26 protein-coding genes are annotated in these 25,537 nt (G+C 72.5%); 12 read left to right on the forward strand and 14 right to left on the reverse strand.

Going from position 1 to position 25,537, the window contains the following annotated elements; all coding sequences use genetic code 11:
- Positions 1 to 62 precede the first annotated feature (62 nt).
- Positions 63 to 656: a TetR/AcrR family transcriptional regulator gene (locus ABD191_RS24475; RefSeq protein ID WP_344086678.1), complete on the forward strand. Its 594-nt coding sequence runs from the start codon at positions 63 to 65 to the stop codon at positions 654 to 656.
- Between the two features lie 181 nt (positions 657 to 837).
- Complete coding sequence (locus ABD191_RS24480) at positions 838 to 2,361, forward strand: MFS transporter (RefSeq protein WP_344086680.1); 1,524 nt, start codon at positions 838 to 840, stop codon at positions 2,359 to 2,361.
- A 67-nt stretch (positions 2,362 to 2,428) separates the two neighbouring features.
- On the opposite strand, the gene ABD191_RS24485 is transcribed toward ABD191_RS24480, so the two are convergent.
- Together ABD191_RS24485 and ABD191_RS24490 are read right to left on the reverse strand one after the other, a co-directional pair.
- The gene (locus tag ABD191_RS24485) at positions 2,429 to 3,367 is read right to left on the reverse strand and encodes a ribose-phosphate diphosphokinase (RefSeq protein ID WP_344086683.1); all 939 of its coding nucleotides are present in this window, start codon (positions 3,365 to 3,367) and stop codon (positions 2,429 to 2,431) included.
- A 41-nt stretch (positions 3,368 to 3,408) separates the two neighbouring features.
- On the reverse strand, positions 3,409 to 4,779 hold the full coding sequence (locus ABD191_RS24490) for a dihydrolipoyl dehydrogenase family protein (RefSeq protein ID WP_344086686.1): 1,371 nt from the start codon (positions 4,777 to 4,779) through the stop codon (positions 3,409 to 3,411).
- Positions 4,780 to 4,953: 174 nt separating this feature from the next.
- On the opposite strand from ABD191_RS24490, the gene ABD191_RS24495 reads away from it, so the two are divergent.
- The 4 genes from ABD191_RS24495 to ABD191_RS24510 all read left to right on the forward strand — a co-directional run bounded on the left by ABD191_RS24495 (position 4,954) and on the right by ABD191_RS24510 (position 8,872).
- On the forward strand, positions 4,954 to 5,901 hold the full coding sequence (locus ABD191_RS24495; RefSeq protein ID WP_344086689.1) for an ABC transporter substrate-binding protein: 948 nt from the start codon (positions 4,954 to 4,956) through the stop codon (positions 5,899 to 5,901).
- Between the two features lie 46 nt (positions 5,902 to 5,947).
- Positions 5,948 to 6,856 carry an ABC transporter ATP-binding protein gene (locus ABD191_RS24500; protein ID WP_344086692.1) on the forward strand — a complete coding sequence of 303 codons (909 nt, stop codon included), beginning with the start codon at positions 5,948 to 5,950 and terminating at the stop codon, positions 6,854 to 6,856.
- Positions 6,853 to 7,749, forward strand: coding sequence for an ABC transporter permease subunit (locus ABD191_RS24505; RefSeq protein WP_344086695.1), 897 nt, complete (start codon positions 6,853 to 6,855; stop codon positions 7,747 to 7,749). The genes ABD191_RS24500 and ABD191_RS24505 overlap by 4 nt, the downstream gene beginning before the upstream one ends.
- A gap of 208 nt (positions 7,750 to 7,957) precedes the next feature.
- The gene (locus ABD191_RS24510) at positions 7,958 to 8,872 is read left to right on the forward strand and encodes an SUMF1/EgtB/PvdO family nonheme iron enzyme (protein WP_344086698.1); all 915 of its coding nucleotides are present in this window, start codon (positions 7,958 to 7,960) and stop codon (positions 8,870 to 8,872) included.
- Here the strand turns inward: ABD191_RS24510 and ABD191_RS24515 are convergent.
- Both ABD191_RS24515 and ABD191_RS24520 read right to left on the reverse strand, forming a co-directional pair.
- Positions 8,853 to 10,199: a hypothetical protein gene (locus tag ABD191_RS24515; RefSeq protein ID WP_344086701.1), complete on the reverse strand. Its 1,347-nt coding sequence runs from the start codon at positions 10,197 to 10,199 to the stop codon at positions 8,853 to 8,855. The genes ABD191_RS24510 and ABD191_RS24515 overlap by 20 nt on opposite strands.
- Complete coding sequence (locus tag ABD191_RS24520; RefSeq protein ID WP_344086704.1) at positions 10,196 to 11,479, reverse strand: AbfB domain-containing protein; 1,284 nt, start codon at positions 11,477 to 11,479, stop codon at positions 10,196 to 10,198. Before ABD191_RS24520 ends, ABD191_RS24515 begins: the two co-directional genes overlap by 4 nt.
- Before the next feature lie 153 nt (positions 11,480 to 11,632).
- On the opposite strand from ABD191_RS24520, the gene ABD191_RS24525 reads away from it, so the two are divergent.
- A complete protein-coding gene (locus tag ABD191_RS24525) occupies positions 11,633 to 12,481 on the forward strand; it encodes an SAM-dependent methyltransferase (protein WP_344086707.1) in 849 nt (282 codons plus the stop codon).
- Here the strand turns inward: ABD191_RS24525 and ABD191_RS24530 are convergent.
- The 3 genes from ABD191_RS24530 to ABD191_RS24540 form a co-directional block, all read right to left on the reverse strand.
- Positions 12,454 to 13,548, reverse strand: coding sequence for a hypothetical protein (locus ABD191_RS24530; RefSeq protein WP_344086710.1), 1,095 nt, complete (start codon positions 13,546 to 13,548; stop codon positions 12,454 to 12,456). The genes ABD191_RS24525 and ABD191_RS24530 overlap by 28 nt on opposite strands.
- 73 nt (positions 13,549 to 13,621) lie before the next feature.
- Positions 13,622 to 13,993, reverse strand: a complete 372-nt coding sequence (locus ABD191_RS24535; protein WP_344086713.1) for a VOC family protein — start codon at positions 13,991 to 13,993, stop codon at positions 13,622 to 13,624.
- A 49-nt stretch (positions 13,994 to 14,042) separates the two neighbouring features.
- Positions 14,043 to 14,303: a hypothetical protein gene (locus ABD191_RS24540; RefSeq protein WP_344086716.1), complete on the reverse strand. Its 261-nt coding sequence runs from the start codon at positions 14,301 to 14,303 to the stop codon at positions 14,043 to 14,045.
- Positions 14,304 to 14,419: 116 nt separating this feature from the next.
- Between ABD191_RS24540 and ABD191_RS24545 the strand changes: the two genes are divergently transcribed.
- The gene (locus tag ABD191_RS24545) at positions 14,420 to 15,013 is read left to right on the forward strand and encodes a pentapeptide repeat-containing protein (protein WP_344086719.1); all 594 of its coding nucleotides are present in this window, start codon (positions 14,420 to 14,422) and stop codon (positions 15,011 to 15,013) included.
- 36 nt (positions 15,014 to 15,049) lie between these two features.
- Here ABD191_RS24545 and ABD191_RS24550 read toward each other — a convergent pair whose 3' ends face one another.
- The 3 genes from ABD191_RS24550 to ABD191_RS24560 all read right to left on the reverse strand — a co-directional run bounded on the left by ABD191_RS24550 (position 15,050) and on the right by ABD191_RS24560 (position 18,775).
- Entirely contained in the window at positions 15,050 to 16,117 is a 1,068-nt protein-coding gene (locus ABD191_RS24550; protein WP_344086722.1) for a hypothetical protein, read from the reverse strand.
- A gap of 89 nt (positions 16,118 to 16,206) precedes the next feature.
- Positions 16,207 to 18,174, reverse strand: a complete 1,968-nt coding sequence (locus ABD191_RS24555; protein ID WP_344086725.1) for a M48 family metallopeptidase — start codon at positions 18,172 to 18,174, stop codon at positions 16,207 to 16,209.
- 7 nt (positions 18,175 to 18,181) lie between these two features.
- Complete coding sequence (locus ABD191_RS24560; protein ID WP_344086728.1) at positions 18,182 to 18,775, reverse strand: LemA family protein; 594 nt, start codon at positions 18,773 to 18,775, stop codon at positions 18,182 to 18,184.
- Positions 18,776 to 18,860: 85 nt separating this feature from the next.
- Here ABD191_RS24560 and ABD191_RS24565 point away from each other — a divergent pair, with 85 nt between their 5' ends.
- Both ABD191_RS24565 and ABD191_RS24570 read left to right on the forward strand, forming a co-directional pair.
- Positions 18,861 to 19,604: a lysophospholipid acyltransferase family protein gene (locus ABD191_RS24565; protein WP_344086731.1), complete on the forward strand. Its 744-nt coding sequence runs from the start codon at positions 18,861 to 18,863 to the stop codon at positions 19,602 to 19,604.
- A gap of 222 nt (positions 19,605 to 19,826) precedes the next feature.
- Positions 19,827 to 20,264, forward strand: coding sequence for a globin domain-containing protein (locus ABD191_RS24570; RefSeq protein ID WP_344086734.1), 438 nt, complete (start codon positions 19,827 to 19,829; stop codon positions 20,262 to 20,264).
- 7 nt (positions 20,265 to 20,271) lie between these two features.
- Here the strand turns inward: ABD191_RS24570 and ABD191_RS24575 are convergent, their stop codons facing one another.
- The gene (locus ABD191_RS24575) at positions 20,272 to 21,096 is read right to left on the reverse strand and encodes an inositol monophosphatase family protein (RefSeq protein ID WP_344086737.1); all 825 of its coding nucleotides are present in this window, start codon (positions 21,094 to 21,096) and stop codon (positions 20,272 to 20,274) included.
- Between the two features lie 47 nt (positions 21,097 to 21,143).
- Between ABD191_RS24575 and ABD191_RS24580 the strand changes: the two genes are divergently transcribed.
- On the forward strand, positions 21,144 to 22,088 hold the full coding sequence (locus ABD191_RS24580; RefSeq protein WP_344086740.1) for a class I SAM-dependent methyltransferase: 945 nt from the start codon (positions 21,144 to 21,146) through the stop codon (positions 22,086 to 22,088).
- Between the two features lies 1 nt (position 22,089).
- Here the strand turns inward: ABD191_RS24580 and ABD191_RS24585 are convergent, their stop codons facing one another.
- On the reverse strand, positions 22,090 to 22,878 hold the full coding sequence (locus tag ABD191_RS24585) for a methyltransferase domain-containing protein (RefSeq protein ID WP_344086743.1): 789 nt from the start codon (positions 22,876 to 22,878) through the stop codon (positions 22,090 to 22,092).
- Between the two features lie 48 nt (positions 22,879 to 22,926).
- Complete coding sequence (locus ABD191_RS24590; protein WP_344086746.1) at positions 22,927 to 23,769, reverse strand: spermidine synthase; 843 nt, start codon at positions 23,767 to 23,769, stop codon at positions 22,927 to 22,929.
- Positions 23,770 to 23,906: 137 nt separating this feature from the next.
- Between ABD191_RS24590 and ABD191_RS24595 the strand changes: the two genes are divergently transcribed.
- Positions 23,907 to 25,025, forward strand: a complete 1,119-nt coding sequence (locus tag ABD191_RS24595; protein WP_344086749.1) for an MBL fold metallo-hydrolase — start codon at positions 23,907 to 23,909, stop codon at positions 25,023 to 25,025.
- Positions 25,026 to 25,032: 7 nt separating this feature from the next.
- Here the strand turns inward: ABD191_RS24595 and ABD191_RS24600 are convergent, their stop codons facing one another.
- A complete protein-coding gene (locus ABD191_RS24600) occupies positions 25,033 to 25,518 on the reverse strand; it encodes a phosphoribosyltransferase (protein WP_344086752.1) in 486 nt (161 codons plus the stop codon).
- Between the last annotated feature and the right edge of the window lie 19 nt (positions 25,519 to 25,537).

The following is a 25,537-nucleotide window of genomic DNA, read 5'->3' on the forward strand; positions in this document are numbered from 1 at the left end:
ACCGTTTCGTTTCGCTGCGGCGCGCGGGTAGCGTCGGCCGTACGGAACGGTACCGTTTCCTTATGCGAGGACGTGATCGAGTGGAGACCGCCACCAAACCGGAGCGCCGCGAGGCGATCTGCGGTGCGGTCTTCGAGCTGCTCGGCGAGGTCGGCTACGACCGGATGTCGATGGACGCCGTGGCGGCGCGGGCCCGCGCCTCCAAGGCGACCATCTACCGGGCGTGGGAGAACAAGCCTGAGCTGGTCATGGAGGCGCTCACCCAGCGCTTCGGCGGTTCGGCCGAGGCACCGGACACCGGGTCGCTGCGCGGCGACCTGGCGTCCCAGCTGACGGCAGTGTGCACCGTCGCCAACGGAGACGACGGCGCGATCGTGATGGGCCTGCTCACCGCGGCGTCGCGCGACGCCGAACTGGCCCGCACCCTGCACCAGGTCCTCTACGACATGAAGCACTCGGTCTACGAGACCATCCTCGCCCGCGCAGTGGAGCGCGGCGAGGTTCCGGCGAGCGCGGACGCCGGCCTGCTCCACGAACTGATCCACGCGATGATGCTGACCAGGCGGCTGTGGGGGACCTGCGCGCTGCTCGACGAGGCGTACGTGAACCGCGTCATCGACAAGATCCTCCTGCCCGTACTGCGTCAGGACGCCTGACCCGTCACTGATCAGCCCGCACCGGCCCGCAGCTGAGGGACCTGGCGCAGGTCGACCACGCCCAGAACACCCACGAACGCACGCCCCGCGTGCGCTCGCGATGAATCGCGCGCACGTGGCGCGTCTACACGCCATGTGCATGTGTGACACCCATCTGCCACTCATACTGGAGGCCACGGCCATGTCGAACACCCCGGGGGAAACGCTCGCGCCAGCGAGCGGCTCGACCGCCAAGGACACCGCACCACCCGACCGAAGGCGCTGGTGGGCGCTCGGAGTCATCGCGATCGCCCAGCTCATGGTCGTCCTCGACGCGACCGTCGTGAACATCGCCCTGCCGTCGGCCCAGCACGCGCTCGGCATCTCCGACGCGGACCGGCAATGGATGGTCACGGCCTACACGTTGACCTTCGGCGGGTTGCTCCTGCTCGGCGGGCGCATCGCGGACTTCTTCGGCCGCCGGCGCACCTTCCTCATCGGACTGATCGGCTTCGCGGGAGCGTCCGCGCTCGGCGGCGCGGCCGTCAACGCGGGCACCCTGTTCGCCGCGCGCGGGTTGCAGGGTGTCTTCGGAGCGCTGCTCGCGCCCGCCGCCCTGTCGCTGCTCACGGTCACCTTCACGGACGTGAAGGAGCGCGCCCGGGCGTTCGGCGTGTTCGGCGCGATCTCCGGCGGTGGTGCCGCGATCGGCCTGCTCGCGGGCGGTGTGCTCACCGAGTACGCCAACTGGCGCTGGTGCCTGCTGGTGAACATCCCCATCGCGCTCATCGCGTTCGCGGCGGCGCTGCCGCTCGTCCGGGAGAGCCGCGCGCACGGCGACACCCGCTACGACATCCCCGGCGCCGTGCTGGCCACGGCCGGCCTGGTCGCCCTCGTGTACGGCTTCACCGAGGCGGCCACGGACGGCTGGGGCGCCGCGACCACGGTGTCCTACCTGGTCGGCGCGGCGGCGCTGCTCGCCACGTTCATCTGGTGGGAGGCGCGCACCAGCCACCCGCTGCTGCCACTGCGCGTGCTGACCGACCGCAACCGGGGCACCTCCTTCCTCATCTCGATCCTCATCGGCGCCGGCATGCTCGGGATGTTCCTGTTCATGACGTACTACCTGCAGGAGAACCGGGGGTACTCGGCGCTGCGCAGCGGTGTGGCCTACCTGCCGTTCTCGGTCGGCATCATCGCGGCCGCGACCACGGCGGCGCAGCTGCTGCCGCGCGTCGGACCGCGGCGGCTCATGATGGTCGGCGGCGTGCTCGCCACCGGGGCGATGATCTCGCTGACCCAGCTGGAGCTCGACACGTCGTACTTCGGGCACATCATGCCGGCGTTCCTCGCCATGAGCTTCGGCATGGGGCTGATGTTCGTGCCGCTGTCGAGCACCTCGCTGTCCGGGGTGGCCGAGCACGACGCCGGCGTGGCCAGCGCCATGCTCAACACCACCCAGCAGATCGGCGGCTCGCTCGGCACCGCCCTGCTCAACACCATCTTCACGACCGCGCTCGCCAACTACCTCGTGGCGCACGGGCCCAGCCCGGCAGCCCAGGCCGACGGGGCGATCCACGGCTACTCGGTCGCCTTCACCGTCAGCGCCGTCCTGTTCGCCGTGGCCACGGTGCTGGCGGTCGCCTTCATCCGCAACCCCGAGGGCGAGCGCCCACCGGCTGCGGGGGAGCCGGTGGAGGCGAGGGTGCCGGCGCTCGTCGGCTAGGCACCGCGACCCTGGGAACGTTGAACCGGGCTGGCGCTGCGCGCCCCAGCCCGGTTCAACGCCGGAGCTAATGGAACAGGGCGCTCACCGACTCGCCGTTGTGGATGCGGCGCATCGCCTCGGCCAGGGCGGGGGCGATGGACAGCACGCGCAGCTTGGGGATCCACTTCTCCTTGCCCAGCGGCACCGTGTTGGTGCAGACGACCTCCAGCACGTCGTCGTGCGCCTGGAGCCGTTCGAGCGCGCCGTCGGCGAACAGGCCGTGCGTGCACGCCACCCGGGCCTTGCCGGCGCCGCGCTCGCGCAGGCGCTCCAGCAGCTCGAAGACGGTCGAGCCGCGGGCGATCTCGTCGTCGAGGACGATGATGTCGCGGCCCTCGACCTCGCCGATGACGTCACTGATCACGACCCGGTCGTCGCTGAACCGCTGCTTGGCGCCGGCCGCCACCGGGATGCCCAGCCGGCGGGCGAACGCGGAGGCCTCCTTCGCGTTGCCCAGGTCGGGGGAGACCACGACCGTGTTGGACAGGTCGTACCCCCGGAAGTGGGCGGCCAGCTCGCTCAGCGCGTGCAGGTGATCGACCGGGACGCTGAAGAAGCCGTGCACCTGCGGCGAGTGCAGGGTCATGGCGAGCACCCGGGTCGCCCCGGCCGCCGTGAGCAGGTCGGCCACCAGCCGGCCGCCGATCGAGATGCGGGGCTCGTCCTTCTTGTCCGAGCGGGCGTACGCGTAGTGCGACATCACCACCGTGGTGCGCGCCGCCGAGGCGCCCTTCGCGGCGTCGAGCATGAGCAGCAGCTCGACGAGGTTCTCCTGGACGGGCGGTACGAGCGGCTGCACCAGGAACACATCGCGCTCGCGGCAGTTGGCCTGCAGCTGGATCTCGAGGCAGTCGTTGGCGAACCGGTCGACCCGCACGGGGTGCAACGGCACGTCGAGGTGGGCGCAGATCTCCGCGGCCAGCTCCGGGTGGGCGCTGCCGCTGAAGACGGCGATGTCGCGCACGATGGTCTCCTCGCTGGGTTGGGCGTTCGGCACCCATCCTGTCAGGCCGTGGCGGGCTGGCCGAGGTCGCGCAGCGCGTCGCCCAGCGCGCGGTGGAAGGTGGGATACGCCCAGATCATGTGGCCCAGCTGTGCCACCGGTACCCGGCCGGCGATCGCCACCGTGAGCGCGGCGAGCACCTCGCCGCCGGTCGGCCCGGCCGAGGTGGCGCCCACGAGCAGGCCGTCGGCGGCGACGAGCTTGATGAACCCGTCGTTGCCGGCCTTGTGGATCCAGCCGCGCGATGAGGACGGGATCGACGCGGTGCCGGTGGTGACCGCGAGGCCCGCGTCGCGGGCCTGCTTCTCGGTCAGCCCCACGGAGCCGATCTCCGGGTCGGTGAACGTCACGCGGGGCACCGCCCGGTAGTCGGCCGGCGGGCCGCCCTGGCCCAGGATGTCGCGCACGGCGACGTCCGCCTCGTACATCGCCATGTGCGTGAACGCGCCGTGGCCGGTGACGTCGCCCACGGCCCACAGGCCGTCCCCGGCCCGCATCCAGGCGTCCGTGGCGATGCTGTGCGCCGACGGGTCCAGCCCGACGGTGTCCAGGCCGAGGGTGTCCAGTGCGGCGCGGCGCCCCGCGGCCACGAGGAGCTTCTCCGCCCGCAGCGTCGTACCGTCACCCAGCGACACCGCGAAACCATCATCCGTGTACGCGACCCGCGTCGTGGTCGCGCCCGTGCGCACGTCGATACCGTCGCCGCGCAGCGCCTTGTCGGCCAGATCGGAGGCCTCCGGCTCCTCGACGGCCACGAGTCGGTCGGAGCGCTCCACGACGGTCACGGTCACGCCGAAGCGGGCGAACACCTGAGCCAGCTCCACGCCGATGGCGCCGCCACCCAGGATGATCAGCGAGGCGGGCAGGGTCCGGACCTCCACCGCCTCGCGATTGGTCCAGTACGGGGTGCCGGCCAGGCCCTCGACGGGCGGCGGAACGGGCGCGGTGCCGGTGGCCAGCACGACGCCGCGCCGGGCGGTGTACTCGTCCTCGCCCACCCTGACCCGGCGGGGACCGGTCAGCACGCCGCGGCCGCGTACGAAGCGACCGCCCTTGCCGGTGAACCGGTCGACGGCCACCTTGTCGTTCCAGTCGTCGGTCGCCTCGTCGCGGATGCGCGCGGCGACCGGCGCCCAGTCGGGGGTCACCTCGGCGGACCCGGCCAGGCCGGGCACCCGTCGCGCCTCCGTGAGCAGGTTAGCCGCCCGGATCATCATCTTGGTCGGAACACAACCCCAGTACGGGCACTCGCCGCCGACGAGGCGGTCCTCGATTCCCACGACGTCCAGGCCCGCCGCGGCGAGCCGGCCACCCACCTCCTCGCCGCCCACGCCCAGTCCGATGACGACAACATCCACCTCATGCGCACCCATTGGCCCAGCCTGCCACACCCCCGTCCCGTACCCGGATATGTGCGAAGAGTGGTCACGGCGCGCGACCCGGACGACATCAGGTGTGCACATCGTGACTGTTGGTGCCCACACGTGGGCCACCAGCGTCTAGGCTGTTGCGGCACACGGCGGGCCGCGGGGCGAGGGGAGATGGCGGTGCGGGTGGTATCGCTTCTTCCGGCCGGGACGGACATCGTCGCGGCACTGGGTGCCGGGGACCAGCTGGTCGGCCGGACCCACGAGTGCGACTGGCCGCCCGAACTGGTCCGCGACCTGCCCGTCGTCACCGTGTCGGACGTCACGCCGGGCACCTCCAGTCGCGAGCTCACCCTCGATCACACGGGATCGGCGGTGTTTCACCTCGACGCGCGGGCGCTGGCCGCGCTTGAGCCCGACCTGGTCCTCACGCAGGACATCTGCGATGTCTGCGCGGTCTCCTACCAGGCCGTCAATGAGGCCGTCCGGGTGCTCGACCTGGACACGACCGTGCTGTCGCTGGAGGCGCGCACGGTCGCCGGCATTCTCGACAGCATCGACACGGTGGCCGAGCGGCTCGGTGTCACCGACGCGGCCGGGCGGCTGCGTGCCGGCCTGCTGGCCCGGCTCGACGCTCTGCCCGGCGGCCCCGCCTGGCGGGCCGACGCTCTCGTGGCCGACGCTGACCGGCTGCCGGGCACGTGTCTACCTGTCGCGGACGGGACCGGGCCCACGGTGCTGTTCGTCGAGTGGCTCGACCCGTTCATGCCGGGCGGGCACTGGGTTCCCGAGCAGATCCTGCTGGCCGGTGGGCAGCCGGTGCTGCTCGGGCCGGGCGAGCACAGCGTCACGCACCTGTGGCCGGCCGTCCTGGAGTGCGCGCCCGACGTCGTCGTGCTGGGTCCCTGCGGGCTGTCGCCTGATCAGACCCTCGCCGAACTGGGCGCCGTCACAAAGCTGCCGGGCTGGTCCGACCTCCCGGCCGTCCGCGACGGGCAGGTCTGGGTCGTGGACGGCCCGGCGTTCTTCAACCGGCCGGGCCCGCGGGTCGTGGACGGTGCCGAGATCCTCGCGGACGTCCTCGCCGGCACGGCAGGCCCAGAGCAGGCAATCCGGGTCTCCTCCTAGTTGGCGGGGATGGCATTCTTGTCCGCGACATGGGAAGGAACGCCACATGCCAGACGGACATATCGCCGTCGCCGGCCTGACCAAGCATTACAAGTCGGTCCGGGCGGTAGACGGCCTCTCGTTCGAGGTCGAACCCGGTCGGGTGACCGGGTTCCTGGGCCCGAACGGTGCCGGAAAGACAACGACACTCCGCATGCTCCTCAATCTCGTACGGCCGACGGCGGGCATCGCCACGATCGGCGGCGTCCGCTACGCGGACCTGCCCGACCCGGTGCGCACCGTGGGGGCCGTGCTTGAGGCGAGCGCCGCGCACAAGGGCCGCACGGCCCGCAACCACCTGCGCATCATCTGCCGGGCGGCCGGCCTGCCGGACCGCCGGGCCGACGAGGTGCTCGACATCGTCGGCCTCTCCACGGCCGCCAACCGCAAGTTCAAGGGCTACTCGCTGGGCATGAAGCAGCGCCTCGGCATCGCCGCCGCGTTGATCGGCGACCCGCGGGTGCTCATCCTCGACGAGCCGGCCAACGGCCTCGACCCCGAGGGCATCCGCTGGATGCGTCAGCTGCTGCAGTCGCTGGCCGCCGAGGGCCGCACGGTGCTGGTCTCCAGTCACCTGCTCTCCGAGATGGAGATCCTCGCCGAGGACATCATCATCGTGGCGGCCGGCAAGCTCGTCACGCAGGGACCGGTGCGCAAGGTGATCGCCTCGCTGGGCGGCTCGGGGCGCACCCTCGTGCGCACGCCGGACCCGGCCGCGCTCACGGCCGCTCTCGGGGAGGGGGCCACGGTCAGCCCGGGCCCGGACGGTGATCTGTGGGTGACCGGAGTCGACGCCGTCGGGGTCGGCGAGGCCGCGCACCGCGCCGGCGTGGTGCTGCACCAGCTCACCAGCGAGAGCCCCGACCTCGAGGGCGTGTTCCTGGAGCTCACCAAGGGGAAGGCGGACATCCGATGACGGCGCCGACGACTGTCACGACGGCCTCGCGTCGCCCGCGCAAACGCCTGATCTCCGCGGAGCTGCTCAAGATCCGCACGACGAGCACGTGGTGGCTGTTCGGCATCGGCATGGTCCTCGTGACCCTGTTGGCGCTCGGCCTCAACATGCTCGTCACGCACTTCCAACTGGATCCGCCGCTCGACCAGATCGCGGCGGAGCAGCAGGCGCAGGTCATCGCGGATTCCGAGGCCGCGCACACCACCGCCGGCCTGATCAAGATCGCCGCCAACCTGCTCACCTCAGGGCAGTACCTCGGGGTGCTCTTCGCGATGATCATCGGCACTCTGGTGATCACCAACGAGTACTTCCACCAGACGGCGACCGCGACGTTCATGGCGACGCCGCACCGCACCGCGGTCGTGCTCGCCAAGCTGGTGGCGGCAGGCGTGTTCGGCGGGCTGTTCTGGCTCATCTCCACGCTGATCAACCTGGTGGGTACGCCACTGTTCCTGGCCGCCGAAGGTGTCGAGATTCACCTCACCGACTGGGAGGTCATCCAGGCGGTGCTGCTCAACCTGCTGGCCTTCGTCATGTGGACGATCTTCGGGCTCGGCCTCGGCACGCTGATCCGCAGCCAGATCGGTGCCGTCATCATCGGCATCGTCGTGTACCTGGCCAGCGACCTGCTGCTGTCGATCCTCGTCCCGCTGATCCACAACTGGATCGGCCAGGACTGGGTGCTCAACCTGAGGGTTCTCGCCCCGGCCACCGCGTCCACCATCATGATCACACCGGGTGAGGCATTCCCCGACGCCCCGCCCCAGTGGTCCGGCTTCGTCATGATGATCGCCTACGTCCTGGTCCTCGGCGGGCTCGGCATCCTGCTCACCCGCCGCCGCGACATCAGCTGACGCGGTGGTCCCCGGACCGGGCGGCGCGAAGCCACCCGGTCCGGGGACCATCTATATGTCGTCACGGCCGGGACGGACTTTTGTGGACACGGTGGGGAACCGCTGTGGACGTCCTGTAGCAATGCAGTGTTGAGAGGCACCCGAACCCGACGCCGGACGGCCTGTGGATAACCGCGTTCGGGGCGCCCGCGGCTCCTAGGCTTCGACCGTGACCTCTCTGGAACTGCCGACGGTCGGGCACTGGTCCGGCCGTGAGGTGCGCGCCCTGCGCACCGCGCAGCGGCTCAGCGTGCGCGACTTCGCGACTGTCGTTGGGGTGAGCCCACGCGCCGTCTCCCGCTGGGAGTCGGGTGGCGACCTCCTGCATCCGGCGCCCGGCAACCAGGCGTCGCTCGACGCCGTGCTGGCGCAGGCGGGTGCCGTCGTGCAGGCGAGGTTCGCCCAGTTGGTAGGCGTCCTCACCGTCGAGGCGCCCGACGACACGCTGCCGGCGCGGATCGTCGGCGAGATCGACGGGCGTCCCATGGTGCTCGTGCCGGCCGGCGTGTTCCTGTGCGGGCCGGGCAAGGAGCCCGTCCGGCTCGCGGCGTTCTACATCGACGTGCACCCGGTGACCGTCGGTGACTTCGCGCGGTTTGTTCGGCAGACAGGTCACCGGCCGCCGGGGGCGGCGCCGCAGCCGTATCTTGAGCCGCCGTCGGATGATCATCCGGTCACGCGGGTGAGCTGGCAGGACGCGGTCGACTACGCGTCGTGGGCCGGCAAGCGGCTGCCGACGGTACGCGAATGGGAGAAGGCCGCCCGCGGACCCGGCGGCAACCGCTACCCCTGGGGCGATCGCGAGATCAACCGGGGCGCGAACACGTGGGAGAGCTTCGCGGGCGGCACCACGCCGGTCACGGCGCACCCCGAGGGCGCCAGCCCGTACGGCGTCCTGGACCTGGTCGGCAACGTCTGGGAGTGGACGGCGACGGTCACGCCCGACGGTGACCACCTGTGCCGGGGCGGCTCGTTCGAGATGTCCTCGCTGCGGGCCACCACGATGGCACAGTTCGCTGCCGGAGCCGACGACCGGCAGTACGACCTGGGTTTTCGTTGTGCGTTCACCAGTCGTAGCGGCTGAGCCAGCCGGCGTTCCTCGCGTGGGCGGCGAGCTGACGGACCACGGTGGCGAGCATGGGTATCAGCAGGTAGGCGCCGACAACCAGGGAGTACGCGAAGAAGATCCGTTGGTCCGCGGCGACTGGGGACGACTGCACGAACGGGTACCACAGCACGCTGAACTCCGGGGTGTGGTAGCACAGCGGGGTCTCGTACCAGTAGTTGCCCAGGCAGGTCTTGAACAGGGCACGGTCGCCGTACACGGCGCCGTTGATGCCCACCCAGATGGACAGGATCAACGCGAGCGTCGCGAACAGGTTCAGCCCCAGTCCGGTCTCCTCGCGCCGCGCCCAGACCAGCGCGATCGCGAACGAGGCCGGGATCGAGGCGAACAGCACGAACCGGGGTCCCCAGAACCAGCCGCCCTGCCACGACCACCACATCGCGTAGACGACCAGGAGGCCGAGCAGGAACGCCAGCCACTGCCGGTAGATCACCCGGACGTCGTCGCCCAGGGCGCGCAGGCCCTTTCGGACGGGCAGGAACAGGCCGGGAGCGAACCAGATCAGGCCCTTGCCGGCCGAGAACAGCAGGCCGAACAGGCCGAAGAAGATCGGGTAGCTCCAGTTGGGCAGCCCCGAGTACGGCATGATCGTCCGCATGCCCTTGTCCTCGACGTACCCGAAGTCGAGCGCGCGGCCACGTTGCAGGTAGTTCACGACGAGTACGCCGGCGGACGCCACCATGATGACCGCGATGTAGCGCAGCGCGCGGGTGCGCAGGACCCGCTCGCCCACCATCGTGACCAGGCCCGCGATGCTGGCGGGGGTGTTCACCAGCCCGACGACGGTCGTCAGCCAGCCGACCAGCCTGGGGCCCACCACGGTCGCGACGATGCCGACGGCCACGAGTACGGCCGTGAACACCTCGCCGTAGAAGAAGCGCAGGTGGTTGCCGAACATCGAACCGGCCACGAGCAGCAGGAAGAACACCCGTAGCTGCCGGCCCGGCACACGCCTGCGCAGCAGCAGCCAGATAGCCAGCATGCCGAGGGCCAGCACGATCGTGTTGAACCGTTCGGTCCACCAACGCGGGTCCTGGACCACCTTGCCCAGCAGCCAGAACGGCGCCGCGAAGATGGGCATGACCATGGAGTACTTGGTGTCGGGCAGCTCGCCTGTCTCCAGCAGCCTGGACAGCGCCGCGTAGCGCTCCCAGCCGTCCTGGCGGGCCTCATGGGCGACGAGGAAGACGTGCCCGACCAGCCCGGCCACGATCAGCGCGCTCTCCCACCACGCCGTGGGGCGGGACCAGCCGCGTCGACGCGGCCGCTCAACGATGCCTGTCATCCCCAGGCGGTGGTGACCACAAAGGACGAGTCCGCGGTCGGTGGCTTGTCGTCGATCCACAGCTGGCCGCCGCGCGCATGAAGGTGGTACTTCGGGTAGTTCTGGGTCCGGAACACACGCGCGCCCGGCGAACCACCCGGTGCCACACAGAACGTGGCGTCCTTGCGGAAGAGGTCCGGATCGCTGCCGTCGTCGACCTCGACGTACACCCGGTAGTTCTCGTGCCGCAGGTATGCGCCATTGTCGGCCCGGAACGAGTAACAACGGTTGTCGGCGAGGCCGGCGACGATGGTGAAGGTGGCCGCCCGGCGCTGGGTGGCGCTACTGCTCGTCGTCACGGTCGCGAGGGCGGCGACACCGCTGGCGCGGATGACATAGGTGTTCGTGCCCGACGCGAGGCGCAGGGACCGGCGGGCGCCCACCGACAGCGACGCCGGTTGCGGCGCGGCCGGACCGGGCGGGGCAGCGGCCGTGGTCGGGCGGCGCGTGGTGGGCGGCGCGGTCGTCGGGCGCCGGGCCGTCGTCGGAGTCGCCGTGGGCTTCGCGGACGGGCTGGCGCTCGGCGTCGCGGACGGCGCGGCCGTGGTCGGACTCGCCGGCACGGGGACGACCGGCGCCGGGAGCGTCGCGGGGGGCGTGTCCTGCGCGGTGGGCGGGCCGGACGCCGACGGGCGGGTGAGCCACGTGACCGTGGCGACCATGACGAGGAACGCGGCGACGAGGGCGATCGCGATGCGGGAGCGCCGCGGCTCCGGGACCCCCGCGCGGGCTGGGTCCCCGTCGGCGGATGCGCGGATCGCGGCGCCCGTGACGGGCCGGTACTCGGCGGTGTTCGTGTCCCACGTGCCCGCGCCGACGGCCGGCGCCTCCGGGCGGGCGGCGTCCTCGGGGACGTCCTGGACGGGTGGCGGCGCGATTGCCTCCGTGGGCGGGACGGCCTTCTGGCGCAGTCGGGCGGGCGGCACGGTGCCCTTGGCGCGCGCCGGGAGGACCAGCGTGACCGTCGAGCGGTCCTGCGCGAACGAGTCCTCGTCCGCCCACAGGTCTGCCGCCGGTGTCTCGGGGACCGACGCGGTGGGCAGGCTCTCGACGTCCGGCGGCGGGGCCTGCTGCGGCACCACGGGCGCCGGCGGGGCCGCAGGCGCCGGCGCTGCCGCGGGCGCCCCGTTCGCCGCCTCGTCGCCCGCGTCCGGTCGGTCGGCCCCGGCCGCGTCGCGTGCTGGCAAGCTTACGGGGAGAAAGACAGTGTCCTGGTCCTCGTTGAGCCGGTGCCTACTCACGGACGCCGAGGGTACGGCAGTTCCGGCAGTGTGGCGATCGGCCACCTGACCAGACGTCGGCTCGGTTCGTCCCCACGACTACAGACATGCGCCGACAGTCCCATTAGGATGATGCACCGGCGATCGCGACGCCGTTTATCAGGGGAGCAGGGCATGGGCGACTCGGACTGGATGAAGATCGACGGCAGCGACAGCCTGCCCCCGGTTGACCTGCGCACGAATGTGCCGCATCCCGCCCGCGTCTACGACTACCTGCTGGGCGGCAAGACGAACTTCGCCGCCGACCGTGAGGCGGCCGAGGCGGGGATCCGGGCGAACCCGGCCAGCCGGACACCGCCCCGGGAGAACCGCGCGTTCCTGCGCCGCGCCGTGCGTTTCCTCGCGGCCGACGCCGGCATCCGCCAGTTCGTGGACATCGGTACGGGCATCCCCACCGCCCCGAACGTGCACCAGGTCGCGCAGGAGATCGCGCCCGAGAGCCACATCGTGTACGTCGACAACGACCCGATCGTGCTCGCGCACGCCCGTGCCCTGCTCGCCAGTACGCCCGAGGGTCGCACGGAGTACATCGACGCCGACCTGCGCGATGTGTCGAAGATCCTGGAGTCGCCGCAGCTGCGCGCCGCGATCGACCTCGACCGGCCGGTCGCGCTCATGCTCATCGCGATCATGCACTTCGTGGGCGACGCGGACGACCCGTACGGCGTGACCCGCCAGCTGGTCGACGCGCTGCCGTCGGGCAGCTACCTGGCGCTGTCGCACCTCACGGGTGACTTCGACCCGACGGCGTGGGAGCGCGTCGCCGCCATCTACGCCAAGAACGGCGTCACGATGCAGGTGCGTCCCCGCGAGGCCATCGAGCGCTTCTTCGACGGCCTGGAGATCGTCGAGCCCGGGCTGACGCTGGTGCACAACTGGCGCCCCGATGGCGTCGGCATGGACCCGGCCACGCTGCGCGACGTCGACGTGGCCGTCTACGGGGCGGTCGCCCGCAAGCCCTGACGGCTGGGCACCAGCACGACCGCGAGCAGGACGGCGAGCGCGCACTGCACGAGCGGCACGCCGTACACGAGCTCCGGCTTCACGGGCACCGCGTGATCGAGCGGCGGGACGACCGCGTACGCCGTGCCGATCACCGTGCTCCAGGTGATGAGCGCGGCGAGCGCCGCGAACAGGCGCTGGCGGCCGGGCTGGTCCGGGGCGGGCCGCACGGCCGCGCCGAGCGCGTCGACGACCACGCCGGCCACCACGAAGGCGATGATCAGGTCGAGGTTCTCGAAGCCGCTCACGGCCGTGGACAGCCCGCCCAGTGCGACGTAGAGGATCGTGGTGGCGCCGACTGGCAGCCGCCAGCGCCGGGCCAGGGTCAGCAGCGGCACGACGATGATGGCCGTGGTGACGGCGACCTCGGCGACGTACTGCGACGTGTCGCCACTGTCCTCGCCCGAGAGCGCGTAGATGACGCCGAACGGCCCGTACGACAGGGCGTTGGCGTACTGCATGAAGAGCAGGATGAGCGTGGCGGCGAAGGTCGCGGCCAGCACCGCGGGCAGCAGCCGGCGCAGGCCGGGCGCCTCGGGCAGGCCGGGGTCGCGCCAGGCGGTGCGCATGGGTGTGCTCACGATGAGGAACATCGACGCGATGAGGCCGACGTGGGTGGGGCTGAACAGGATGTCCACGTCCTGCTCGATGCCCAGCGTGGTGTGCCAGATGAGGTCGCCGACGCCGGACAGCGCGAAGGTGACGAGGCCGATGAGGGTCAGGCCGTAGCCGGCCGGCACGGCGTCGAGCGCCCGCTGCCCGTCGCGGATCGCGGCCCGGCACGTCCACAGCACCCACGCGCCCGTGGCCGCGAACCCCGAGTAGAACACCGCGTGCCACGGCGTGAAGAACGTCTCCAGCTCGGGCACATTGTTGTGCGCCCAGGCGTCGACCATCAGTCCGACCGTGAACCAGACGCCCAGGATCGCCAGCACGAGGCTGGTCGCGTAGCCGGCCGTGGGCCGGCCTGCCGCCGCTGGTCGATCGGAGTCGGACACCGCCGGCTGCGCGGAAACGTCTGTCGCCATAGGGCAAATCTAGCGGCGCGCATGCCTGCGCCGCAGGCGACGGGTCGCCGTCCGGCGGCCCGGTCGGTAGCGGTCAGCCGAGCCAGAGGCAGAAGGGGTGACCGTCCGGGTCGAGGTGCACGCGGACGTCGTCCTGCGGCTGGAACTGGGCGAGGGTGGCGCCGCACGCCTGGGCGTGGGCGCTGGCCGACGCCAGGTCGTCGACACGGATCTCCAGGTGCATCATCATCTGCTGGTCGCCGGGGCCGGCGGGCCAGGTGGGACGCACGTAGTTGGTCTCCGTCTGGAACGACAGGGTGGCCCCGCCGTCCGGGGCCGCGAGCTTCACCCAGTCGGGCTCCTCGGCGGCGATCTCCCAGCCGAGCAGGCGGGCGTAGAAGCGCGCGAGCGCGGCCGGGTCGGGCGTGTCGATGTTCGTCCCGGTCAGGGTCAGTCCGTTGGCCATGGTGCCCCCTTTACCCGGCTCTGCCGACCGGTACGCGGCGCGCGGCCGGTCAGGCGACCTGTCGCCGCAGCGAGTAGGTGACCGCGTGCATGCGCTGCGGCTGCCCGATGTGGAGCACGTTGCGGTGCCACGCCTCCCAGCCGTCGGCGCCGGCCCGGTTGAGGTGGCTGAGGTCGTCGTAGCGTTCGTCAGTGCCCCAGCGGTGCACCCCGCCGGCGTGGTGGAAGGTCGCGGTCCAGTCCATGCTCTGGTCGGAACCGAACGTGCCGGCCGCCCGGTATTCAAGTCGCGCGTATTCCCATCGAGCCACGGCGCCATTCTGCCAGCCGCGCGGCGCGCCGGGCCACCATGCGCGCCCGTGGCGCGACGACACGGGAGGATTTCTCGTGGACGTGGGCGTGGCCGACGCGGCACTAGGCTGACGGTGTGGCGGACGTGATCGAGGGCGAGACCTTCCGGGACCTGGACTGGTACGGCGAGGAGTTCGAGGACCGGGCGTACGAGAGGTGTTTCTTCTTCGACGTGGACCTCACCGAGGCGGTGAGCCGGGGCGCGCGGTTCGAGGAGTGCTCGTTCGGGAACGTGCGGTTCAACGCCTCCCGGCACACCGACTCGGCGTTCCTGCGGTGCGTGTTCACCCGGTGCGTGTTCTTCGAGGCCGAGTTCACCGGCTGCAAGCTGGTCGGCAGCCGGTTCGTGGAGTGCGAGCTGCGCCCGTTGCGCGCCGACGGCGGCGACTGGTCGTTCGTCGGGCTCGCTGAGACCGACCTGCGCGGCGTCTCGCTGACCGGGCTGCGCATGCGTGAGGTGGACCTGTCCGGCGCGAACTGCGAGGGCGCCACGCTGACCGGCCTGGACCTGACCGGGGCCGAGCTGCGCGGGGCCAGGCTGGACCGCAGCGACCTGCGCGGCAGTGACCTGTCGACGCTGGATCCGCTGGCGGTCACCCGGGCGGGCGCGCGGATCAGCGCCGAGCAGGCCGTCGTGATCGCGATGGCCCTCGGCTTCGCCATCGGCTGACCCGCGCGGGCGCCGGCGGCGAAGCCGAGGGACCGGTCACATCCGCTGGCGGAGGTGTCCCGGCACGAACTGGCTGACCGTGGTCACGCCGGTCGCCACCCGGTACGACAGCAGGTAGTCCACGCCCGCCAGGCGGTACGGCACGAAGGCGCTCCACCCCTGCGACCAACGGGCGGCCCACAGCGGCGTGACGCCCTGACCGCCCGCGTTGAACTTGTCCAGCGCGGCCCCCGCGGTGGCGTTGCGGTACGACAGCAGGTACTGGGTGCTGCCCACGACGATCGGCAGGAGGGTCGTCATGCCGGTGGGCCACGTCCCGTTCCACACGGGCGTGGTGCCGGCGCCGGAGGCGTTGAACCTGTCCACGATCACCGCGCCGCTGTTCTGCCGATACTTGATCAGGTAGGTGTTCGACCCCTCGCGGTAGGGGGACAGCGCCGACCAGCCGGCGTCCCACCGCGACGTCCAGACGGTCGTCGTGCCGAGGCCGTCGGCGTTGAACCGGTCGATGGCCACGGTGCCGTCGTTCTCCTTGTAGCCGAGCAGGTAGAGCTCATTGCCCACGCTGAACGGGACGATCCGGGTCCAGCCGGCGGTCCACCGCGACCGCCAGATCGGGGTCGTTCCCCGGCCGCCGCTGTTGACGCGGTCGGTCGCGACCGAGCCGTCCGACTTGTTGTACCGCAGCAGGTACGTTCCCGTGTCCAGCCGGTACGGGATGACGGACGTCCAGCCGCGTGACCACAGGCCGCGCCACACGTTCGAGGTGCCCTGGCCGAGCCCGTTGAGCCGGCCGATCACGACCGCGCCGGTCGTCGTCTGGTACGTGAGCAGGTACGACGTGGTGTCGACCTGGAAGCGCGACAGGGCGCTGATGCCCGGGCGCCACGTGTCCTGCCACACGGTGCGCGGGAACGGCGTGCCGTCGTCCGCGAGGGGCGCCCCCGCCCGCGTCCGGGTCAGGGGGTCGGTCGCCGGCCCCACGTCGGAGACGGAGACGGGTGGGGGCGCGGCGCTGCCGGATGGCGCGGCCCGGCCAGTGGCCGCGCCGCCTGTGCTGATGACCGTTGTGACGACGGCCGTGAACATGGCCAATCGGGTCAAAGACGTAAATCTCCGCATACCCTGATCAACATCGGGCGACCCGTTCGGGTGACGCCCGATCGCGTGCCGCGCTCGCGACACGCCGACGGCTAACCGCGTGGTACGGGGGCGGCCAGCTCCAGCGGCACCGGGCACTCCAGCAGCGCGCACACCGTGCGCAGCAACTCCAGCTCCGTGAGCGTCGTGACCCCGTCGGCCGAGATGACCGCCAGGGCACCGGCCACCAGCTCCCGCTTGTCCTCGGGCGTGAGCCCGATCAGCGAGGGCCACGCCGACTCCAGTGCCACCACGCCCTGCGGCGGCGGCACGTACCGCAGCGAGACGCGCGGCAGCACGCGGGCCATGCCCGCCTGGAACGCCACCCCGGCCCGGGCCTCCTCCGGGTTGCCGTACTGGGCGAGCACCGCGTAGAGCAGCGCCACCGCGTCACGCGACCCGGCGATCGTGCGCCGGTCGCCCCGCCAGGCCGACCGGGGGTTGAGCGACGCGTCCAGCTCCCGGTAGACGAGCCGCGACAGGCAGTACTCGTACCCGCTGATGCGGCCGTCGGCGTGGATGAGGTCGAACACCTGGCGCAGCGCGGCCTGCTTGTCGGAGGCGGGCAGCGCGCGCAGCGCGGGCAGCGCCACCTCGGCCAGCGGCAGGCGCAGCAGGGGGTGCAGGCGCGCCAGCGCGGCGGCCTCCCCGGCCGCCGCGTCGGCGACCGCCGGCCCGTGCGCGGCCAGGGCGGCGCGCTGATTGTCGCGGGCGGCCGGCTCGTCGGCCATGAGCAGGCCCAGCAGGAGCGGGACGACCGTGGCCGGCGAATGCGCGCGCTCGAGCACGTCGGCCGGGATCTCGTCGAGGATGGCCCCGGCCTGGGCGTAGGACTGCGCGCCCGGCGCGCCGACGCTGCCGACGAGCGTGGCCTCCGGGACGGGCACGGTGGCGGACGGCTCGGGCAGCGTGGGACGGGCCGCCGGCGCGGCGGCGTCGCGCCGCGCCGCGGCGCCGTTGCGCTCGATGAGGCCCAGCGACAGGTCCTCCTCCAGGCCGGAGGGCGGGTGCGTGGCCCACTGCCGGCGCAGGCCGGTGAGCTGGTTCGCGTCGAACGACGGGTCGAGCACCTTGATCCGGTCCACGAGCGGCGGATGGGTGGCGAACCACGACGCGAACGCGCCCGCGCCCGCCCCGAACAGCATGTGCCCGACCTCCTCGCGGCGCGGGTTCTTCAGGTTCGAGCCCGCCTCCAGCCCGGCGATCTTCTTGAGCGCGCCCGCGATGCCGGACGGCTGCCGGGTGAACTGCACGGCCGAGGCGTCGGCGAGGTACTCGCGCTGGCGCGACACCGACGCCTTGATCAGGCGCCCGGCGAGCACGCCGACGCCGCCCGTGACGAGCAGCGCGATGCCGATGACGGCGAGCGGGTTGCCGCTGGACTTCTCGTCGCGGCGGCCGCCGCCGATGATGCCGAACTGGGTCAGCGTGCGCCCGATCACGGCCAGGAACAGGATGCCGTAGAGCAGGCCCATGAGCCGGATGTTGAGCCGCATGTCGCCGTTGACGACGTGGCTGAACTCGTGCGCGATGACGCCCTGCAGCTCGTCGCGGTTGAGCCGCTCCAGGGTGCCGCGGGTCACCGCGACCGCCGCGCTGGAGCTGTCCCAGCCGGCGGCGAACGCGTTGATGCCGTCCTCCTGCGGCAGGACGTACACCTCGGGCACCGGCGTGCCCGAGGCGATCGCGATCTCCTCCACGACGTTGCGCAGCCGGCGCAGCTGAGGGTCGGTCGTGTCCGGGGGGACCGCCACGCCGCCCAGCTCGCGGGCCACCTTCCCGCCGCCGCCGCGCAGCCCCAGCATCCGGAAGGCCGCCGCGAGCGAGATCGCCGTCAACGTGATCAGGCTCGTGACGATGACGATGCCCACCACGTTGCCCAGGCCGCTGCTGAACGCGTTGAACGCGATGAGCACGGCCAGGTCGACCGCCACCACGATCGCGATGACCGCGAGCACGAAGAGCGCCACGAGGCGCACGGACATGCGGCGTACCCGCTGTTGTCTTTCGAAGAAGTTCATGGGTTCCTCAGAACTCCACCCGCGGCGCCTGGCGCTCGCCGGGGTCGGCCAACTCGAACAGCGCCGCCGGGCCGAACGAGAACAGCCCGGCGATGATGTTGGTCGGCACGGTCTCGCGGGCGATGTTGTAGGCCATCACGGCGTCGTTGTAGGCCTGCCGGGCGAACGCCACCCGGTTCTCCGTCGTGGTCAGCTCCTCGGTGAGCGCCAGCATGTTCTGGTTGGCCTTCAGATCCGGGTACGCCTCGGCGAGCCCGAACAGCCGCCCCAGCGCCGCCGTGAGCTGGTTCTCGGCGCCGGCCAGGGCGCCCAGCGCGGCCGCGTCGGCGGCCGTGCCGCCGGCCGCGGCCTGCGCGTTCACCGCCGCCGATCGGGCCGCCGTGACCCGCTCCAGGGTCTCCCGCTCGTGGCGCAGATAGCCCTTGGCGGTCTCGACGAGGTTCGGCACCAGGTCGTGGCGGCGCGTGAGCTGGACATCGATCTGGGCGAACGCCTGCTGGTACGCGTTGCGCCGGCCGACCAGCCGGTTGTACGCGATCACGACGAAGGCGACCACGGCGATGATCACCACCACCGCACCGAGCAGCAGAACGATCTCCATGCCGGCTCCCTTCGCGATCGCGGGCCGCGTGTCCCGCGGTGGCCCCCGGCGAAGGGTAGTGCACGCCTGACAGATCATTGAATCCGTGGAACGGCCGAGGATCACCGCGCACCACCGGCCGCTGGCCGAGTGGGCGATCTTCAACGTACTGGTGCGGGGCGCGTTGCGGCGGCACTTCGCCCGGGTCCTCGTGCGCGCCGAGGGCCCCCTGCCCGACCCGGCGGCCGGACCGGTCATCGCGTACGCCAACCACCCCTCCTGGTGGGACGGCTACCTGGCGTACGCCGTGGACCGGCTGGTCCTGCGCGACCGCTTCCGCGGGTACCTCATGGTCGACGAACCGCAGCTGGTGAGGTACCCGTTCTTCCGGTGGGTCGGAGCCTTCTCCGTGGACCGCGACGCGCCCCGCTCGGCGGCCGCCTCCGTGGCGTACGCGGCCTCGGAGCTGGCGGCCGGGCCCGCACGGCTGTTGTGGATCTTTCCGCAGGGTCGGTTGACACCCCAGGAGCACCGGCCCCTGCGGGTCGCGCGCGGGGCGGCCATGATCGCCCGGCGGGCCGGCGGGGCGACACTGTGGCCCGTCGCCCTGCGGTACGAGTTCGGCAACCGGCAGCGGCCGGACGCCCTGGTGCGCCTCGGTGTGCCGCACGCGGTCGCGCCGGCGGCGGACCCGGCGACCGTGTCGGCCGGCATGGCCCAGCGCCTGACGGGCGTCGTCGACCGCCTGGCGGCGGACGTGGCGTCGGGCAGCCTGGATGGCTATCACGTGCTCCTGCGCGGCCGCCCGGGCATCAACGAACGCTTCGACAGGCTCCCCTGGCGGCGGTGACGCCCGCCCTCGACGAAGGTGATGGGCGTCAATCAGTTGATGGGGATGAGCGGGCGCGTAGTGGCGTAGATCACGGGATTCCGACCTTGATGTGATCGACGCTTCTCGGCGACGACACATTCCGCTCACATGTTCATCCGAGACTCACTGACCAGGAACGGCCCGGGGACCGGGTCCACTGCGCGTCATCGGCGACGCTACGCCTCACGACGAGGAGACGCGATGAGCACCTACCACAACATCGGCGGCGGCATGACGGTCGGCGCCATCGTCGACCGCTTCAACCGCCGGCTGCTCAACGACCCTGAGCTGGCCCCGCGGTACCAGAGCGCGGAGCTGCACCGCCTCGCGGCCCAGCAGCGGGCCTACCTCGCCGCCGCGCTCGGCGGGCCGCAGCACTACTTCGGCGGCGCCGTGTCGCCGGCCGGGTCCGCCCAGGCCGGGATGGACGACGCGACGCTGGCCCACCTGAGCGTGGTGCTGCACGAGTTCGGCGTGCCTGGCGACGACGTCGCGTCGATCACCGAGGATCTCCGCCCGAAGGCGGGCGGCGCCCGCCAGGCGGCGACGGTCTCGCACATCGCCGTGCCGGCCGCCGCGCCGATCCGGCCGGAGCTGCCCAACACCGCCCCGGTCGCGGGGCGTCGCGTCGCTGCCTGACGCGGGGTCAGCCCGCGGGCGCCAGCATGGCGGCGTGCAGGCGGGCGGCGCAGGCGGCGTCGGGCGCGACGACCATGGGGAGGGCGTTGCCGGCCGCCGGGCGGTACGGGCTGCCGTCGGCGGCGGTGGCCACTCCGCCAGCCTCGGTGACCAGCAGCACTCCCGCCGCGTGATCCCACGGGTGGTCCCAGGTCACGACGATCGACGTGCGCCGGCCGGCCGCCAGTTGCACGTACTCGAGCCCGGTCGTGTCGAAGAACGACAATGCCACCCCGTACCCGCACAGGGTGTTGAACCGCGCCCGGTCCGAGGACGTCCACCACCGCTGCTGCGGCGTGCCGACGTCGAGGTGCCGCAGGTCGGTCGCGGCGGGTCCGACCCGCAGCGGCCGGCCGTCCAGGGTGGCGCCGCCGCCGGCCACGGCGGTGGCGAGCATGTCGAACGCGGGCGCGTACGTCCACGAGGCGAGCAACCGGCCCCGGTGGCTCAGGGCGACCAGCACGGTGAAGCGCGGGTTGTCCGTGGCGAAGTTGTGCGTCCCGTCGATCGGATCGACGATCCACACGGGGGCGTCGCCGGTGAGCGTGTCGAGCAGCGTCGGATCCTCGGCCACAGCCTCCTCGCCGACCGTGACGGACCCGGGCACGAGCGTGGCGAGCTGCGCCGCGAGCGCGGCCTCGGCGGCCCGGTCGGCGACCGTGACGAGGTTGTCCGGCCCGGTCTTCTCGATGATGTCCGTGGCCGCCAGCCGGCGGAAGCGTGGCATGATCTCGTCCGCCGCGACCGACCGGACGATCCGTTCGACCTCCGCCACACCCCGCTCGTCCAGCACCCGGCCAGCCTAAGCCCTGCGGGCAATCTGGCCGGCATGATGGGGGCGTGACGGACCAGACAACGCGCCACCGCGAGCGGTGGGCAACCGTGCTCGACCAGCTCCGCGAGCTGCTGCGTAGCGCGGGAAAGGCGGGCGTCGTCGTGGACGGCGCCGACGCGCCGCGCCGCGCGCTGTTCACCGACCAGCTGGTCGGTGCGGGATTCGTCGTCACGGACGGTCCACAGTGCCGCGTCGGTGCGCCACCCCGGGATCTGGTGGTCTGGCTGCGCGCCGGTGGGTCGCCGCACGGGCACGAGGCCGGCGCGGACGTGGTGATCGACCTGCGCGACCCGGCCTGGCCGGTGATCCGCCGGGTCCGGGACGGGCTGGCCGCCGAGGACTCCTGGTACGTCACGGAGAGCCGCGCGTTCTTCGCCATCCGGGCGGTCACCTGGGACACCCAGTTCGGCGACGACCTGCCCGCGTACGCGCGGGGCGTGAGCGCGGCGAACCTGCCGCGCGGCGGCGTGGTCCTCGACGCCGGGTGCGGCACGGGGCGCGCGCTGGGGGCGCTGCGTGATGCCGTGGGCGAGGAGGGCGTCGTCCTGGCCCTGGACGTCACCCCCGAGATGCTGGCCGTGGCCGCCGGGCGCGCCCGCGAGGCGCGGGCCTCGCTGCTGCTCTCCGACGCCCGTCGCCTGCCCATCGCCGACGCCAGCGTCGACGGCGTGTTCGCGGCCGGCCTCGTCAACCACATGCCCGACCCGGTGGCGGGCCTGGCGGAGCTGGCCAGGGTGACCCGGCCGGGCGGGCGGCTGGCGCTGTTCCACCCGTCCGGCCGCGCGGCGCTCGCCGCCCGGCACCGGCGGGTCCTGCGCGAGGACGACCTGTTCGCGCAGGCGCCGCTGCGGGCCGCGACGGGCCGGGCGGGCTGGCGGCTGGACACTTACGACGACCACGATGAGCGGTTCCTGGCCCTCGCCACCCGGGTGCCGGCCGGGTCGCCGTGAGCTACGCGCGGGCCAGGATCTCGCCGTGCAGGACGACGAACCAGCCGTCCGGCGACGCGGCCCAGCGGCGCCACCCGTCGGCGAGCTTTTCCACGTCGGCGCCCGAGGCCACGAACTGGTCGGCGATCGCGGAGCTGACGACGCGGTCGGCCCACATGCCGCCCCACCAGGCGCGGTCCTCCGCCGTGGCGAAGCACCAGGTGCTCGCCGTCGCGGTCACGTCGGTGAAGCCCGCCGCCCGGGCCCACGACAGCAGCCGCCGGCCGGCGTCCGGCTCGCCGCCGTTGGCACGGGCCGCCGCGCGGTACAGGGAGAGCCACTCGTCCAGTTCGGGCACCTGCGGGTACCAGGTGAAGGCGGCGTAGTCGCTGTCGCGGGCGGCGACCAGCCCGCCCGGCCGGCACACCCGGCGCATCTCGCGCAGCGCCGTCACCGGGTCGGCCACGTGCTGGAGGACCTGGTGGGCGTGCACGACGTCGAAGGTGCCGTCGGCGAAGTCGAGCGCGTGCACGTCAGCGACCGCGAAGTCGAGGTTCGCCTGGCCGCGGGCGGCGGCCTCGGCGCGGGCCAGCCCCAGCGCCTCCTCGGTGACCTCGGCGGCCGTGACCCGGCCCGGGGCGAGGAGCGCGGCCAGGTCCGCCGTGATGGTTCCCGGGCCGCTGCCGACGTCGAGCAGGCGCTGACCGGGGGAGAGGTGGGGCAGCAGGTACGCGGCGGAGTTGGCGGCGGTGCGCCAGCGGTGCGAGCGCAGGACCGTGTCGTGGTGGCCGTGCGTGTAGACGTTCGTCATGTCCCGACGCTAGATCGCCATCCTGCTATCCGGGACGGCTTTCCCAAATTATAGGAAAATGGATCGCGGCGGGGCGGGGGAGTCGCGGGCCGCCTCGTCGCGCATCGGGCGGGCGCCCGCGACGAAGGTGGCCAGGTCGGACCCGTGCAGCAGGCGGCCGGGGAACGGGTCGCGACGCGCCGCGGCGGCCAGCCGCGCGACCGGCAGGCCGCCCGGCGCGGCCGCCGCCACCAGCGCCACGTTGCCGTACCGGCGTCCGCGCAGCATGCCCGGCTCGGCGAGCACGGCGACGTCCGGGAAGGCGGCGGCCAGGGTCGCCGCCTGGATCCTGGAGAAGGCCAGCGGCGGCAGGTCGGCCACGTTCACCGCGTACCAGCCCGTCGGGCTCAGCACCCGGGCCACCTCGGTGGCGAACTCGACGCTCGCCACCGTGCGGGGCATCTGCGCGCCCGCGTACACATCGCCGATCACGAGGTCGAACCGGTTGTCGGGCAACGCCTCCACGACCGCGCGGGCGTCGCCCTCGCGTACCCGGATCCCGCCGCGCCGGGGCAGCGGCAGCACCCGGCGCACGAGCGCGGCCAGCGCGGCGTCGCGCTCCACGACCAGCTGCCCCGAGCCGGGCCGCGTCGCCGCGACGTAGCGGGGGACCGTGAACGCCCCGCCCCCCAGGTGAAGGACGCGAAGCGGCTCGCCCGCGGGCGCGACCGCGTCGACGGCGGCCGCGAGCCGGCGCACGTACTCGAATTCGAGGTGTCGCGGATCGTCGAGGTCCACGTAGGACTGGGGGACGCCGTCCACGAGCAGTGTCCAGCCGGAGCGCCGCTCGTGGTCGGGCACCAGCTCCGCCGTACCGGACGCCACCTGTTCGACCACCCGCTCCCGCTTCACGGCCCCACGCTATTCCCCACGATCGGACGTTCCCCGGGTCGGGTGCCCGACCCCGACGTGCCGGAGGTCACCGGGGCCACCGGCGACGAGGGGCGGGTACCGTCGGATGCGCTGTCGAGCGTGGGACGGAGGGCGTGATGGGACGGGCGCGCACGGTGTTGGGGATCGCGGCCATCGCGGCGGCCGCCGGGGCGGCGGCGTGGGCGTTGCGTGACGTGCCGGCTGCGCTCGGTGGCCGGCCGGGCCGGGGCGAGCGCGGCGAGCGGGTGCGCCGCTCCCCGCAGTTTCGCGACGGCGCGTTCCACAACAACGTGGTGACCACCACCATGCAGCCGGCGACGGCCGGACAGATGCTGCGCAACCTGCTCCTCGGCGGCGAGCAGCGCCGCCCGGTCGGCCGGGTGCCGCTCGTCACGAGCAACGACGCCGCCACCGCGCCGATCGCCGAGGGACTCGCGATCACCTGGTACGGACACGCGACCGCGCTCGTCGAGATCGCCGGCCGGCGGGTGCTCATCGACCCGGTGTGGAGCGCCCGCTGCTCGCCGTCGCGGCTGCTGGGCCCCCGCCGCCTGCACGACATGCCGGTCGCGCTGGCCGACCTGCCCCCGGTCGACGCTGTGATCATCTCCCATGATCATTACGACCACCTCGACATGGCCACGATCCGGGCGCTGACCCGCGACGGCGAGGCCGTCTTCATCGTGCCGCTGGGTGTCGGCGCGCACCTGGAGCGCTGGGGCGTGCCGGCCGGTCGCCTCGTCGAGCTGGACTGGAACGAGCAGGCCACGGTCGGCGACGTGACGCTGACGCTGACGGCCGCCCGGCACTTCTCCGGGCGCGGGCTGGCCCGCGACAACACGCTGTGGGGCTCGTGGGTGATCGCGGGCGGCGGCCGGTCGGTGTTCTACACGGGCGACTCCGGCTATTTCGACGGGTACGCGGCGATCGGCGCCGAGCACGGTCCCTTCGACGCGACGCTCATGCAGATCGGGGCGTACGGGCAGGAGTGGCCGTTCATCCACATGACCCCCGAGGAAGCCGTGGCCGCCCACAACGACCTGGGCGGGGGCCTGCTCATCCCGGTGCACTGGGCCAGCTTCAACCTGGCGTTCCACGCGTGGACGGAGCCGGCCGACCGCATCTGGGTGGAGGCCAAGGCGCGTGACGTGCGCCTCGCTGTCCCCCGGCCGGGCGAGCGGGTCGACGTCGACGCCCCGCCGGCGGTCGACGGCTGGTGGCAGGCCCTGACGTGAGCGGCGGTCACTCCGCCGGCGAGGGGCCCACGAGCGGCGGCAGGGCCGACCAGGGGAAGGTGATCCACTGCTCGGTGCGCCGCCACACGTAGTCGCACTTCACAGTGGAGCGCGGCTTCTCGTAGAGCACGGCGCAGCGGGCCTCGGCCACGTGCCCGGCGCAGAAGTCACGCACCAGGTCCAAAGTGGCCCCGGTATCGGCCACGTCGTCGGCGATGAGGACCCTCGCGCCGGCGAGGTCGGCGTGCCTGGGCACGGGCGCCAGCATGACGGGCGCGTCGAGCCGTTCGTCCACGCCGGTATAGAACTCCACGTTCAGGACGTGCATGTTCTTGACGTTGAGCGAGTACCCGAGCGCGCCCGTGGCGAACAGTCCGCCGCGCGCCACGCCGAGGATGAGGTCAGGGACGTAGCCGTCCTTGGCGACCAGTTCGGCCAGCTCGCGGCTGGCCTGTCCGAAGAGCTCCCACGACATGACCTCGCGCGCCGCCATTGGTGCTCCGCTCGTCGTC

The sequence above is a fragment of the Luedemannella helvata genome (assembly GCF_039528415.1).
In the GTDB taxonomy this organism is placed as follows: domain Bacteria; phylum Actinomycetota; class Actinomycetes; order Mycobacteriales; family Micromonosporaceae; genus Luedemannella; species Luedemannella helvata.

Coding starts and splice junctions, on each gene's coding strand:
- ABD191_RS24475 (WP_344086678.1), top strand. CDS start 63: ATGCGAGGACGTGATCGAGTGGAGACCGCCACCAAACCGGAGCGCCGC.
- ABD191_RS24480 (WP_344086680.1), top strand. CDS start 838: ATGTCGAACACCCCGGGGGAAACGCTCGCGCCAGCGAGCGGCTCGACC.
- ABD191_RS24490 (WP_344086686.1), bottom strand. CDS start 4,779: ATGGGTGCGCATGAGGTGGATGTTGTCGTCATCGGACTGGGCGTGGGC.
- ABD191_RS24500 (WP_344086692.1), top strand. CDS start 5,948: ATGCCAGACGGACATATCGCCGTCGCCGGCCTGACCAAGCATTACAAG.
- ABD191_RS24505 (WP_344086695.1), top strand. CDS start 6,853: ATGACGGCGCCGACGACTGTCACGACGGCCTCGCGTCGCCCGCGCAAA.
- ABD191_RS24515 (WP_344086701.1), bottom strand. CDS start 10,199: ATGACAGGCATCGTTGAGCGGCCGCGTCGACGCGGCTGGTCCCGCCCC.
- ABD191_RS24525 (WP_344086707.1), top strand. CDS start 11,633: ATGGGCGACTCGGACTGGATGAAGATCGACGGCAGCGACAGCCTGCCC.
- ABD191_RS24530 (WP_344086710.1), bottom strand. CDS start 13,548: ATGGCGACAGACGTTTCCGCGCAGCCGGCGGTGTCCGACTCCGATCGA.
- ABD191_RS24535 (WP_344086713.1), bottom strand. CDS start 13,993: ATGGCCAACGGACTGACCCTGACCGGGACGAACATCGACACGCCCGAC.
- ABD191_RS24555 (WP_344086725.1), bottom strand. CDS start 18,174: ATGAACTTCTTCGAAAGACAACAGCGGGTACGCCGCATGTCCGTGCGC.
- ABD191_RS24560 (WP_344086728.1), bottom strand. CDS start 18,775: ATGGAGATCGTTCTGCTGCTCGGTGCGGTGGTGGTGATCATCGCCGTG.
- ABD191_RS24570 (WP_344086734.1), top strand. CDS start 19,827: ATGAGCACCTACCACAACATCGGCGGCGGCATGACGGTCGGCGCCATC.
- ABD191_RS24585 (WP_344086743.1), bottom strand. CDS start 22,878: ATGACGAACGTCTACACGCACGGCCACCACGACACGGTCCTGCGCTCG.
- ABD191_RS24595 (WP_344086749.1), top strand. CDS start 23,907: ATGGGACGGGCGCGCACGGTGTTGGGGATCGCGGCCATCGCGGCGGCC.
- ABD191_RS24600 (WP_344086752.1), bottom strand. CDS start 25,518: ATGGCGGCGCGCGAGGTCATGTCGTGGGAGCTCTTCGGACAGGCCAGC.